Here is a 13,143-nt window from a genome sequence, read left to right as displayed (position 1 = left end):
GCGGGATCAACGCCATTCCGGAGTCGTCGTGTCCTCGACCCGCTCGTCCGTCACGGCATCCGGCTGGAGGGCTGCAGCGGCGGCATCGGCGCCAAGCGGCTGCGCCGACATCGCCTGATAGTCCGTCTTGCTAACGAGGCCTTCATTGGCTTCGCGCCGGCTGATGCGCCAGGCGGCATAGGCGCCGTAGAGCGCGAAATAGACGGCGAGCACCGCAAACAACGAACCGGGGCCGAAGCGGTCCATGATGGGGCCGACCATCAGCGGCCCGGAAATCGTGCCGAAGCCATAGACGATCATCATGCCCGAGGAGACCTCGACATATTCGTTTGGCTGGGCGCGGTCGTTGGCATGCGCCACGTTCAGCGCATAGATCGGGAAGATGACCGAGCCGACGAAGGCTGCGACCGCATAAAGCACCATTGCCGGCCCACCGGCTACCATTGACATCACCAGGCAGGAAATCGTGCCGACAATGCCGCAGACGACCATGACAAGGCGACGGTCCATGCGGTCCGAGGCGCGGCCGATCGGAATTTGCGCAAGCGCGCTGCCGAGCAGCACGCAGGCAAGCAATGTCGCGCCTTCCGCGGTCGACAGGCCGGTGCGCTGTGTGAACACGCCGCCGAGGTTGAGCCAGGCGCCGGAAAGCGCGCCGGCAAGAAACGCGCCGACGACGGCGACGGGCGAGCGCCGGTAGAGTTTGGGTAGGTCGAAGCGAGCCTGCGTCGGCGGGGCGGGAAGCGGCGAGGAGGTGAGGGCGGTCGGCAAAAGTGCTACCGAGAAGATGATGCCGCACAGGATGAACAGCGAGGTGTTGGACGGATCGCCGAGCGGCACGAGATATTGCCCGCCGATCGTGCCGACCATCGTGGTGATCAGGTAGATCGAGAAGACGGAGCCGCGATTCTCGTTGGTCACGCGTTCGTTCAGCCAGCTTTCGATGATAAGATAGCTGCCGGAGATGGCGAAACCGGAAATGGCGCGAAACAGCATCCACGCCCGCCAGTCGACGACGAGCGCACACAGCAGGATCGCAATGGCGAGCAGCGTGATCAGCGCCACGAAGACCCGCACATGGCCAACAAGCAGCACGAATTTCGGCGTGACGACGCAGGAGAGCGTGAACCCGACCGTATAGCCCGTCGCGATCATTGCGATCGTCTGCGTTGACCAGCCTTCTGCAACCGCCCGCACCGGCACGACATAACTCTGCAGGCCGAACGCCACCATCATCAGCAGCGTGGACAACATCAGGCTCAGGATGGAGACAAGGCTCGCCAGCATGGGGGCTCCGGGAGAGGGCGCAGGTTGCGCATTCTGTTTCGGAGTGTCGCTCTATTGCGGCGACGGCGCGCTGTCCACTGCGACAGTGACTGACGTAAGCAAGAAGATTTGCGAAGGACCGGAATTCAGCGAATTCGCGGAAGGGTTGTGTTACAACAATCCGCCGGGAAATCTCGGCAAGACGAAAGGAGGTGAGACGTTTGAAAATCCGGCTTACGCTGACGATCAGGTTCAGGACTTGGCGGTTCACCCTGACAATCAGCTAAGAAAACGGAGATCGGGCTTCGGCCCGGTCTCCACCGGAGAAAGGCGTCTCACCTCCTCACGATGATGATGGTACCACGGCGGCAGCCGGTTTCAAAGCCGCGGCCGGACCTCAGTTCGGCAGGAAGGCCTTGAGCGGATCGCGGCGCTGGGCGGCATCGCGCGGCAGCGAGGCCAGCACGGAATATTCCCGGGCAGCATTCACGGCGACGCGGATGTCGGCAATGTCGGCGATCAGTTTACGAATCTTGGTCATGGCTTGCTCCTTGAAACGGTGGCGCGGGCGAAGGATTTCACTCAGCGCGTGATGAACTCGGAGAAGAGCTGGACGGGGCGGTTTATGCGGGCAAAGCCCGTGGCCGTGAGCTGCTCGTTGGCCCGGGCAGCGATGCTGCCGAAGCCGTGCCCGGTGCGAAGACCGGAATGGCGGAGCGTCTCGAAGCTCGAATGAATGGGCCGAAAGCGGGCGGTCATGGGTCGATTCCTTAAATCCTATCCCTCCCGTCTCGATATATTGCGCCGCAACATCGATTTTGCAATGCGACATTCTGCCCGGCAGATATGTCCAATTCGCATGGCTGCTGAAACAATTTGTTCATGCCTGAAGCAAAGTTGCGGCGAATCCAAACGGGTTGCCATGGCGCGGCAGTCAAGCCATTGAAAACGTTGACTATGGACTTGCTGCCTAACTTTCGAGCCCTGCACGAAAAGCAAGCAAATCCTGCCAGGCAAGGCGCTTGCTGATCGCCGCTGTCACCAGATCTTGCGGGTGCAGCGTCGCAAATGCCGGAATGGTGCGCCCGCAAACATCGATTTCCCGCCATTCGCCGCGCAATTGGTGGATCGTATCGTTCGATCGGAGCAGGAATCGCGCGGCAAAATTGCCGAGAACCAGCAGATGATTCGGCTCGGCGAGCGCAATCTGTCGCTCGATGAACGGCCGGCAGATATCGGCCTCGCGTTGTGATGGTGGGCGGTTGCCCGGCGGCCGCCATGGAACGACATTGGTGATCAAGAGGTCGCTGCGGGCAAGCCCGATACCGCCAAGCATGCGGTCGAGCATCGCGCCCTGCCGGCCGGAGAAGGGCTGGCCATCGCGATCGTCCTCGGCATTCGGCATGGCGCCGATGACCATGATGGACGGTCTGGGATTGCCCTCGGCAAACACGAGGCAGCGGGCGCTGGTCTTGAGATTGCAGCCGTTGAAGGCCTCCATGGCCGTGCGCAACTCGTCCAGCGAGCGCGCGCTGCTCGCGGCAAATTCGGCCTCGGCGACGGCCTGTCCGTCCGGTATGGCGACATTCGGCAAGGGAGCAGGGGCCGCGGCGCGCGGCTGCTCCTGCCGCACGGAGGCCTGCCGCGCCGGCTGCTGCGGCGCGGACACCGCCTCCGGCTGTGCCGGTACGCCTCGGGCGGCGCGCATCGCCTGGAATTCGGCAAAGCGATCGACTGGTTCCTCCTCCAGCAGCCATTCCACGCCCGCATCCGCATAGAAATGCAGAAGCGAACGAAGGTGCTCGGGGTGGAGGTCTCTGGCGGCGTTCATGTCCTGCACACTATCGAAGCCGGCTCCGGGAGGGAAGCGCTATGCTCACGCCGCCCATGTCGCGACATCGTCGCTTTCGCCGATAAGCGCGAGGCCGTGCGCGATGGAGAGAAGTTCCCCGCCGCTCTCGATCTTGCTCGCGTCGAAGCGGCGGGAAAAGATGCCGCGCACGGCCGGCACGAAGGACGTGCCACCGGTCAAGAACACCTTGTCGATTGCCTCCGGCGCCGTGTTGGTCTGTTCCAGCACCTCGTCGAGCGCACCCTCGATGCGCGCAAGGTCCGGCGCGATCCAGCGTTCGAAATCGCTGCGCTTGACCATCTTGCGGCCTGCGGCCCCGAGCGGCGGAAAGTGGAACTCTGCCTCGTCGGCGGCCGACAGCGCCATCTTGGCGGCCGAGATCGCCTGGTACAGCGGGTAACCCTCGTCATGTTCGACGAGGTCGATGAAGAGTTCCAGCTTTTCCGGCTCCAGCGCGGAGCGCACCAGCGATTTGAGATCGGTGAATTCGCGCGTCGTCTTGAAGATCGACAGCTGGTTCCAGCGGGCGAAGTTGCTGTAGTAGCCGGACGGCACTTCCAGTACCTTGTCGAAGCTCTTGAAATGGGAGCCCTTGCCGATTTCCGGCGCGACGAGATGTTCGATCATGCGGGAATCGAAATGGTCGCCGGCAATGCCGACGCCCGAATGGCCGATCGGCGTTGCCGTCAGCCGGCCCGCCTGCCGTTCGAAGCGGATCAGCGAATAGTCCGTCGTGCCGCCGCCGAAATCGGCGACGAGCACCGTGGCATCGCTCTTCAGCGTCTGGGCGAAATAGTAGGCGGCCGCAACGGGTTCGTAGACATAGTGGATTTCCGGAAAGCCCAGCCGTGTCAGCGCCGCGTTGTAGCGCTCAAGCGCCAGCGCCGGATCGGGGCTTGCGCCGGCAAACTGCACCGGCCGCCCGGTGATCACCCGCGAGACGTCGGCCGGCCATCCATCCCCCGCATAGGCCTTCAGCCGGCGCAGGAAGATTTCCATCAGGTCGTCGAATGCGTGCCGACGGGCGTAGATCAGCGTGCCCTGGAACAGCGCGCTTGCCGCAAAGGTCTTAATCGATTGCAGGAAACGGCAGTCGCCCGGATTGTCGATGAACTGGCGGATTGCCGCCTGTCCCGCCTCGACCTTCAGCGCCTGTGCCCCGACGAGCGGGTCCTTCATGAAGGACAGCGCCGTGCGCATCGTGTCAGTCTCGCCGACGCTGCTGGTGAAGTGCATCGACTGCGTTTCGCTGCCGCCGGCCGCAAGTGCCATAACCGTGTTCGTCGTGCCGAAATCGAGCCCGAGTGCGCGTGCCATCGCCGTGCCCCTTGTGATCGTCAAAATGTGTTGAACCGGAGCGAGAGGCTCCGCGCGAAAGGACGCGCTATCGCGCCCCCGAAAATTTGAGAGCGCGCCAGATGGCACAGGGCATGGAGAATGGCAAGGGGAAGGGCGGCCTTTAGACCGACCGCGCCGCCCCGCCATCGCAACGCACCAGGCTGCCGGTGACATAACTCGCCGGCGCGCTGCACAGGAAGGCGGCCGTCGCCGCGAACTCCTCGACGGTGCCGTAGCGCCGGGCCGGGATGGCCTTTTCCGAGGCGGCGCGAACGTCGTCGACGCTTTTGCCACTCCGCTCCGCCGCAGCGGTGTCGAGGCTTATCAGCCGATCGGTCATGATGCTGCCGGGCAGCAGCATGTTGCTGGTGACGCCGTATTGCGCGACCTCCGTTGCCAGCGTCTTCGACCAGCCGGCCAGCGCCGGGCGCAGCGTGTTGGAAAGTGCGAGGCCTGGGATCGGCTCGATCACGCCGGAGGAGGCAACGGTCAGGATGCGGCCCCAGCCCTGTGCCTTCATGCCGGGAAGCAGACGGTTGCTCAACGTGATGATCCTGAGCACCATGGAATGGAAGTAGGTCGCGAGCTTTTCCTCGCTCATGTCCTCGGTGGAGCCCGGCGTCGGCCCGCCGGAATTGTTGACGAGAATATCGATGCCGCCAAGCTTTTCCTGGACCGCGTTGACGAGGGTCTCGACGAAACCGTCGTCGCCGAGGTCCGCCTGAACCCAGTCCGCGCGACCGAATCCTTCTGCATTGATCGCGTCGCAATTGGCCTTCAGCGTTTCGGCGCTGCGGCCGCAGAGCAGCACCTGCGCGCCCTCGCGCGCGAGGGCAACCGCGATACCTTTACCGAGGCCGCGGGAGGAGGCGAGAACGAGGGCGCGTTTGCCGGCAATGCCGAGATCCATTGATGTCGTCCTTGTGTTGGGCTCAATCGGCGCCGTAGGGCACCTTGCCCGGATTGAACAGGTTGTTGGGGTCGAGCGCGGCCTTGATGGCTTGTGACACGGCGCGGCGCGCAGGGTTGCCATAGGCGAGATAGGCCCGACGCTTTTCCGTGCCCACCCCGTGCTCGGCCGAAAAGCTGCCGCCGAGGTCAGCAACGCCTGAATAGACGGCGTCTTCGATCGGTTCCTTGAACGCGGCACCCGCCACACCATCGCCGATGACGGAAATATGCAGATTGCCGTCGGCGATATGGCCATAGACATAGGCGTCGAAGCTCGCGTCTACCGTCTTCAGCCGCGACCGGAGATCCGCCACATAGCCGTCGAGCGCGCCGGGCGGCACGGAGATGTCGAAGGAGGGGGCTGCCGGAAAATGCCGGTACATGAAGTCGCTGTCCTCGCGCAGCGCCCAGAAACGGCGCGCCTGCTCGAGCGAAGCGGCGACGATGCCGCTTGATAGGCCCTGTTCTTCCCAGAGCGCGGCAAGTCCTTCTTCCAGGGCGTCGCGCGCCTCCGCCTCGCTGCCGGCGGACACCTCCATCAGCAGGATCGCGGGCGCATCGCCCTCCAGCCAATCGACATCAAAGCCCTTGTCGGCCGCGCTGTCGCGCAGATAGCGCTGCCACATCAGCTCCGCGCCTTCGAGCTGCAAGGCCGGCTGCGCCCGGAAATGGGCGATGAGGGCAAGCGCGGAGGTGGCATCCCGGACGCCGACAAGGGCTGTGGCGCGCATCGGGTTGAAACTCTCGAGCTTCAGCACGGCGCGGGTGACGAAGCCGTAAGCACCTTCCGAGCCGATGAGCAATTGCTTGATGTCCGGGCCCGCGCTCACTTTCAGGACCCGCGTGAGATCGCTGAACAGCGTGCCGTCCGGCATCACGGCTTCGATACCCAGCACCTGATGGCGCATCACGCCATTGCGAAAGGCGAGGATGCCGCCGGCATTGGTGGCGATCATGCCGCCGATCGTCGCGCTTCCGCGTGCGGCAAGGTCGATACCGGGGACAAGGCCGACCTCGGCCGTCGCCTCCTGAAGCGCTTGCAGCGTCACGCCGGCACCAACGGTGACGGTGCGGGCGAGGGGATCGATCGCCTCGATCCGGTTCAGCCGCGCGGTGGAGAGAATCAACTCACCCGGCCGGCTGATGCCGCCGCCGACGAGACCGGTGCGGCCACCCTGCGGCACAATGGGCACGCGATGCTCAAGGCACCAGCGCACGACGGCCGCCGCTGCTTCCGGTGTTGCGGGCTCGGCGGCGGCGCCGGCGCCAAAATTGCCGCGATGCTCCCCGGGATGCCGGTTGCCCAGCCGCTCGCTTCCGATAAGGTGAAGGTCATCGCCGAAATCGTTCAAATCACGCTGGAGCGATCGGATAATCTCGGACATGGCTGGTGATCCTCGGCGGCTGGATGGCTCAAATGCCTAATCCTGCACGCGAACGGAATCAAGCGAGCAGATTGTTACCTGTTCCGGCTGACGGTTGACGTTTACGTTAAAGTCAATAAACTTTCGGTGCTGGCATGAGGTCATGCGCAAAAGCGAGGAAAGTCTGTCGCAGAACGGCTCGACAAGGCCTGCCGCATTTGTCATGACAGGCCAACATGAGGGATTTTCGCGGCTTTAGAGGGGCTGCGGAGTGGAGAGACGAATGAGCGAAGCAATGGAACTCCCCGAGCGCGAAAGCATGGAATTCGACGTCGTGATCGTCGGCGCGGGGCCTGCGGGGCTTTCGGCGGCGATCCGACTGAAGCAGGTCAATCCTGACCTCACCGTCGTCGTGCTGGAAAAGGGCTCGGAAGTCGGCGCGCATATCCTCTCCGGCGCGGTCGTCGATCCGATCGGCATCGACCGCCTGTTGCCCGACTGGCGCGCGGATGAAACCCATCCCTTCAAGACCGAAGTGACGGACGACCATTTCCTGCTGCTCGGTCCTGCCGGCTCGGTGCGCCTGCCGAACTTCGCCATGCCGCCCTTGATGAACAACCACGGCAACTACATCGTCTCGCTCGGCAATGTCTGTCGTTGGCTGGCGACGAAGGCGGAAGAACTCGGCGTCGAGATCTATCCGGGCTTTGCCGCCACCGAAGTGCTCTACAATGACGCGGGCGCCGTCATCGGTGTGGCCACCGGCGACATGGGCATCGAGCGCAATGGCGAGCCCGGCCCGAATTATACGCGCGGCATGGCGCTGCTCGGCAAATATACGCTGATCTCGGAAGGCGTGCGCGGCTCGCTCGCCAAGCAGCTTATTTCGAAATTCAAGCTGGACGACGGCCGCGAGCCCCAGAAATTCGGCATCGGCCTCAAGGAACTCTGGCAGGTCAAGCCGGAAAACCACAAGCCCGGTCTCGTGCAGCACTCCTTCGGCTGGCCGCTCGGCATGAAGACCGGCGGCGGTTCCTTCCTCTATCACCTGGAAGACAACCTTGTTGCCGTCGGCTTCGTGGTGCACCTCAACTATAAGAACCCCTATCTCTTCCCCTTCGAGGAATTCCAGCGCTTCAAGACGCATCCGGCGATCAAGGGCACCTTCGAAGGCGGCAAGCGGCTCTCCTATGGCGCACGCGCCATCACCGAGGGCGGCTATCAGTCGGTGCCGAAACTGTCGTTCCCCGGCGGCGCGCTGATCGGCTGCTCGGCCGGCTTCGTCAACGTGCCGCGCATCAAGGGCAGCCACAATGCGGTGCTGTCGGGCATCCTCGCGGCTGAAAAGCTGGCGGATGCGATTGCCCATGGCCGCGCCAATGATGAGCCGATCGAGATCGAGCAGGGCTGGCGCGACAGCGCCATCGGCTCGGACCTGCGCAAGGTCCGGAACGTCAAGCCGCTGTGGTCGAAGCTCGGCACGGCGCTGGGCGTGGCACTCGGTGGCTTCGACATGTGGACGAACACGCTGTTCGGCGGCTCGATCTTCGGCACGCTGAAGCACGGCAAGACCGATGCGCAGTCGCTTGAGCCTGCTGCCAAACACAAGCGGATCGACTATCCGAAGCCGGATGGCGTCTTGACCTTCGACCGGCTCTCCTCTGTGTTCCTGTCGAACACCAACCACGAGGAAGACCAGCCGATCCATCTGCAGGTGAAGAACCCGGAACTGCAGAAGACGTCGGAACTCGACGTCTATGCCGGCCCATCGACCCGCTACTGTCCCGCCGGCGTCTACGAATGGGTGGAGAAGGACGGCAAGGACGTCTTTGTCATCAACGCGCAGAACTGCGTGCACTGCAAGACCTGTGACATCAAGGACCCCAACCAGAACATCAACTGGGTGCCGCCGCAGGGCGGCGAGGGGCCGGTTTATCCGAATATGTAATGCGAGATCTACCGGCCACATCAGGTCGGTGGTCACGCAACGTCTCGTCGTTCTTTTTGAAGGGGTATTTCCTCTCCTCCGTCATCCTCGGGCTTGACCCGAGGATCCACGCTTCACGGCATATCTCGTGTTTGTGGCATGGATCCTCGGGTCAAGCCCGAGGATGACGGAGGGAACGTTGTGCCCGCCAGTGTGGGTGCCTTCCGCGCCTCGTCGCATGCGCCCATGTCGCGACAGCCTTCTTCCGGCCATCCACCTTAACATGTCCTGCAACCGCAGCGCGTCACTTAACCCGGCATTAACCATAACCGCATAATTCTCGGCCCCGAGGACTGATATTAAAGGGGCTTTAACCATGTCGATTTCCCGCCGCGGATTCCTACTCGGCGCGTCTGCATTGCTCGCAGGCTGCGCGACCAACGGCACCAGCGACCACGCCAATTACAGTGATCGCATGGAGGAAAAGTTTCCGCTGAAGGCGATGCCGCTCGACAAGATCAAGCCCGAGCTTCGCCGACAGGAAGTCGCCTATGTCACCCCACATGCGGTAGGAACGGTCGTCGTCGATACGCCGGAACGGCGGCTCTACTACGTGCTCGGCAATGGCAGGGCGATGCGTTACGGCATTGGCGTCGGCCGGCAGGGCTATTCGCTGGCCGGCAGCGCCTATATCGGCCGCAAGGCAGAATGGCCGACCTGGACGCCGACGCCGAACATGATCCGCCGCGATCCGAAGAAGAACCTGAAATATGCCGGCGGCGTGCCCGGCGGCCTCAACAATCCGCTCGGCGCCCGCGCCATCTATCTCTATCAGGGCGGCAACGACACGATGTTCCGCATCCACGGCACCAACCAGCCGTGGTCGATCGGCCAGGCCATGTCGAGCGGCTGCGTGCGCATGCTCAATCACGACGTGATCGACCTCTACGAGCGGGTCAAAACCGGCGGCCGCGTGCATGTTGTCCAGGGGCGCCGCGAGGCCTGACTCCCTCGCTGCTCTCCCGCCATGTCGCAACGAGACCAGGCCGGCTTATGCCGGTCTTTTCGTTTTGCGGTTTGAAAAAAATGAATTGTATCATACCATTGCCGTCGTGATCCCACGCTTGGACAATGTCGGGCGGGTCTCGAAAAATTGACCGCGTCATGACGCATTGGGGTCAATGGCAGACGCATTCGTACCGGCATTCGGCTTCGTAGCTGCAACAGTCGAGATGCGGAATCGCGGAACATGCATGGCCTTCGAATGGCCCTGTCCGAGAACGGTCCGCTTGAGGATCACGGGCCCGGCGGCGGTGCAGCGGGCCCTTGTCGGCACAATGACACCGCCGAAATGAGGGAACGGATATGAAACATCTTCTTGCTTCCACCTGCCTCGTCGCCGGCCTGCTGGCCATGACGGGTGCGGCGCGCGCCGAATGCGGCGACGTGACCATCGCCAGCATGAACTGGCAGAGCGCCGAGGTTCTCGCGGCCCTCGACAAGTTCATCCTGACCGAGGGGTATGGCTGCAACGCCGAGGTCATCGTCGGCGACACGGTTCCGACCATCACCTCGATGATCGAAAAGGGTGAGCCGGACCTGGCGCCGGAAGGCTGGGTCGACCTGCTGCCGGACGTCGTCAACCGCGGCATCGAGGAAGGCAAGCTGATCGGTGCGGCCGTGGCGCTCTCCGACGCTGCGGTGCAGGGCTGGTGGATTCCGAAATACATTGCCGACGCGAACCCGGACATCAAGACGATCGACGACGCGCTGAAGCACCCGGAACTGTTCCCGGATCCGGAAGACAGCAGCAAGGGCGCCGTTCACAACGGCCCGCAGGGCTGGGGCGGCACGGTCGTGACCTCGCAGCTTTACAAGGCCTATGGCGGCGAAGCGGCGAAGTTCACCTTGGTGGACACCGGCTCGGCGGCCGGCCTCGATGGCTCGATTGCGAAGGCCTACGAGCGCAAGGAAGGCTGGGTCGGTTACTATTGGGCCCCGACGGCGCTTCTCGGCAAGTACGAGATGGTGAAGCTCGAGCATGGCGTGCCCTATGACGCCGCCGAGTGGAAGCGCTGCAACACCGTTGCCGATTGCGCGGACCCGAAGAAGAACGACTGGCCGAAGGACAAGGTCCAGACGCTGGTGACCAAGGCGTTCTCCGAGCGCGCCGGTGAAGACGTCATGGGCTATCTCAACAAGCGCGCCTGGTCGAACGACACGGTCAACAAGCTGATGGCCTGGATGACCGACAACCAGGCAAGCGGCGACGATGGCGCCAAGCACTTCCTGGAAGAGAATGAAGCCCTCTGGAAGGACTGGGTCTCGCCGGAGGCCGCCGAAAAGATCAAGGCCGCTCTCTGATCGCCTGAGCGATGAAACCGGGGCGGCGCGTCATCGGCGCGCCGCCCCTTGCCTTCGTTTTAGCGCATGCCTTTGGCGCAAATCGCCGCGCGCGCTCCCTCGGCATGCTTCAGGGTTGGCTCATGAAACCGGCGCAAGACCGGCCGGAGCCGGAAGGGGATCGATATGGAATGGTTCACGAAATTTCCGACAATGGACTCGGGCTCGCTGCGCGACCTCAAGAAGGTGATCGATGAAGGCTTTCGCGCCTTCACCCGCGCCTACGGCGACAGCATCGAAACCATATTTGTGCCCTTGCAGCACTTTCTCATCTGGTCCGAGCGTTTCATGACGCGCACGCCCTGGCCGATCATCATCCTGCTGATCGCTGCCGTCGCCTGGTTTGCCAGCCGCAACTGGAAGATCGTTGCCGGCGCCGTCGGCACGCTGCTCGTCATCGGCTACTTCGACATGTGGGACGACACGATGAAGACGGTCTCGATGATCTTCGTCTGTACCGTGCTTTCCATCGTCATCGGCATTCCGATCGGCATCCTCATGTCGCGGTCGGATCGTTTGCAGAACGTGATCAATCCGATCCTCGACGTCATGCAGACCATGCCGAGTTTCGTCTACCTGATCCCTGTCGTCATGCTGCTCGGCATCGGCAAGGTGCCGGGCCTCATCGCGGTGGTCATCTACGCCATCCCGCCGATGATCCGCCTCACCAATCTCGGCATCCGCCTGGTCGACAAGGACGTGCTGGAGGCCGCCGATGCCTTCGGTTCGTCGAGCTGGCAGAAGCTCAGGAACGTGCAGATGCCGCTGGCATTGCCCACCATCATGGCCGGCATCAACCAGACGATCATGATGGCGCTCGCCATGGTGGTCATCGCCTCGATGATCGGCGTGCAGGGCCTTGGCCAACCGGTGCTGAAGGCGATCTCCAACCAGTATTTCACGCTCGGCATCTTCAATGGCCTAGCCATCGTCGGCATCGCCATCATTTTCGACCGCGTCAGCCAAGCCTATGGCAAGCGGCTGCAAAAACACCGCGAGATCATCCACGGCTGATCAAATACGCGGACAGAAAAGGGCGCCCCGGCGAGAGCCGCGGGCGCCCCTTTTCTTTGTGTTATCAGTGCTTCGGCGAGAAGACGCCCGTCGAAAGCGCGACACCCGCACCGACGACGAGGGCGGCGGTGATTTCGGCGACCCCAAAACGTTCCCCCAAGAAGACCGCGCCGCCAAGCGTTGCCAGAACCGGCGTGATGGCGGTGAAGGCGGCGGCCTGACTGCTGCCGAGCGCCCGGATCGCGGTGCCGAAGGCGAAGGTGGCGATGAGGCCGGAGAGAATACCCTGGCTGGTGACCTGGAGGGCGAGGTCGGGCAGGGAGGCGTCCATGAGGTGCGTGCCGTAGAGTGCGGCGAGCCCGAGATGGATCAGGAACGACCAGACGGCAATGAGGGCCGCACCTTGCAATGCGCTGAGGCCCGAGCGGCGGAAGGCGTGGGTGAAGCCCGCCCAGAGCGTGGCGCCGATGGGCAGCAGGAGAAAGCCGGTCATCGTCATGCCGCTCTTCTGCATGCTGGCAGCAAGCAGGATCACCACGCCTGCGACGATCGCGGCAAGTCCGAGAAGGCGCATGCGGTCGGGCCGCTCGCCGAAGAGGGCGATGCCGATCAGCGCGGTGGCGAGCGGCATGGAGCCGCCAAGCAGGATGCCGCCGGGAGCTGCGGGCGTCACATGCAGCGCGGCCGCCGTGACCTGGAAGAACAGCGCGCCGGCCCCCGCCACCATGACAATGACGAGCCTCAGCGGCACGTCCTTCGGCAAAAGCCCGGTTCTCAGCCAGACCGGCGCCAGCAGGATGGCCGGCACGCCATAGCGGATGAGGCCGATATCGATCGTGCCGAGCGGGGTGGCGGTCGTGTGCCGCGTCGCCAGCACCCAGGTCGCCCAGATCAGCACCGTGACGACCGCGCCGGCATAACCGGCAACCTGCGGATTGGTTTTCGCGTCGGAGGAAAAAGACAGCATGGCCATGGCGGTTGTCCTTGTCTTGGCTCAGTTCATGGCCAGACATTAGCGCCGCAAGCCG

The 13,143-nt window shown here is 63.4% G+C and carries 12 protein-coding genes; 4 read left to right on the top strand and 8 right to left on the bottom strand.

Features of this window, described 5'->3' with window-relative positions; translation table 11 throughout:
• Positions 1-6: 6 nt before the first annotated feature.
• From GR138_RS17915 to GR138_RS17890, 7 genes are all read right to left on the bottom strand, one after another.
• A complete protein-coding gene (locus tag GR138_RS17915) occupies positions 7-1,287 on the bottom strand; it encodes an MFS transporter (protein ID WP_160860612.1) in 1,281 nt (426 codons plus the stop codon).
• A 376-nt stretch (positions 1,288-1,663) separates the two neighbouring features.
• A complete protein-coding gene (locus GR138_RS17910) occupies positions 1,664-1,807 on the bottom strand; it encodes a hypothetical protein (RefSeq protein WP_160860611.1) in 144 nt (47 codons plus the stop codon).
• Between the two features lie 41 nt (positions 1,808-1,848).
• Positions 1,849-2,025, bottom strand: coding sequence for a hypothetical protein (locus GR138_RS30305; RefSeq protein ID WP_171902399.1), 177 nt, complete (start codon positions 2,023-2,025; stop codon positions 1,849-1,851).
• A gap of 211 nt (positions 2,026-2,236) precedes the next feature.
• Positions 2,237-3,097 (bottom strand): uracil-DNA glycosylase, encoded by an 861-nt coding sequence (locus tag GR138_RS17905; RefSeq protein ID WP_160860610.1) that lies wholly within the window; start codon positions 3,095-3,097, stop codon positions 2,237-2,239.
• Positions 3,098-3,142: 45 nt separating this feature from the next.
• Positions 3,143-4,435, bottom strand: coding sequence for an Hsp70 family protein (locus tag GR138_RS17900; RefSeq protein ID WP_160860609.1), 1,293 nt, complete (start codon positions 4,433-4,435; stop codon positions 3,143-3,145).
• A 142-nt stretch (positions 4,436-4,577) separates the two neighbouring features.
• Positions 4,578-5,366 carry an SDR family oxidoreductase gene (locus tag GR138_RS17895; RefSeq protein ID WP_160860608.1) on the bottom strand — a complete coding sequence of 263 codons (789 nt, stop codon included), beginning with the start codon at positions 5,364-5,366 and terminating at the stop codon, positions 4,578-4,580.
• A gap of 22 nt (positions 5,367-5,388) precedes the next feature.
• Positions 5,389-6,792: an FAD-binding oxidoreductase gene (locus GR138_RS17890; RefSeq protein WP_160860607.1), complete on the bottom strand. Its 1,404-nt coding sequence runs from the start codon at positions 6,790-6,792 to the stop codon at positions 5,389-5,391.
• Between the two features lie 262 nt (positions 6,793-7,054).
• Here GR138_RS17890 and GR138_RS17885 point away from each other — a divergent pair, with 262 nt between their 5' ends.
• From GR138_RS17885 to GR138_RS17870, 4 genes are all read left to right on the top strand, one after another.
• Positions 7,055-8,719, top strand: coding sequence for an electron transfer flavoprotein-ubiquinone oxidoreductase (locus GR138_RS17885; RefSeq protein WP_160860606.1), 1,665 nt, complete (start codon positions 7,055-7,057; stop codon positions 8,717-8,719).
• A 355-nt stretch (positions 8,720-9,074) separates the two neighbouring features.
• The gene (locus GR138_RS17880; protein WP_160860605.1) at positions 9,075-9,704 is read left to right on the top strand and encodes a L,D-transpeptidase; all 630 of its coding nucleotides are present in this window, start codon (positions 9,075-9,077) and stop codon (positions 9,702-9,704) included.
• A 359-nt stretch (positions 9,705-10,063) separates the two neighbouring features.
• Positions 10,064-11,062 carry an ABC transporter substrate-binding protein gene (locus GR138_RS17875; RefSeq protein WP_160860604.1) on the top strand — a complete coding sequence of 333 codons (999 nt, stop codon included), beginning with the start codon at positions 10,064-10,066 and terminating at the stop codon, positions 11,060-11,062.
• Between the two features lie 165 nt (positions 11,063-11,227).
• Positions 11,228-12,115 carry an ABC transporter permease gene (locus GR138_RS17870; protein WP_160860603.1) on the top strand — a complete coding sequence of 296 codons (888 nt, stop codon included), beginning with the start codon at positions 11,228-11,230 and terminating at the stop codon, positions 12,113-12,115.
• Between the two features lie 64 nt (positions 12,116-12,179).
• On the opposite strand, the gene GR138_RS17865 is transcribed toward GR138_RS17870, so the two are convergent.
• Positions 12,180-13,088 carry a DMT family transporter gene (locus GR138_RS17865; RefSeq protein WP_160860602.1) on the bottom strand — a complete coding sequence of 303 codons (909 nt, stop codon included), beginning with the start codon at positions 13,086-13,088 and terminating at the stop codon, positions 12,180-12,182.
• Between the last annotated feature and the right edge of the window lie 55 nt (positions 13,089-13,143).

Source organism: Shinella kummerowiae (assembly GCF_009827055.1).
Classification (GTDB): domain Bacteria; phylum Pseudomonadota; class Alphaproteobacteria; order Rhizobiales; family Rhizobiaceae; genus Shinella; species Shinella kummerowiae.
Note: the sequence above shows the minus strand (reverse complement) of the source record. Positions and strands in the feature narration are given on the sequence as shown.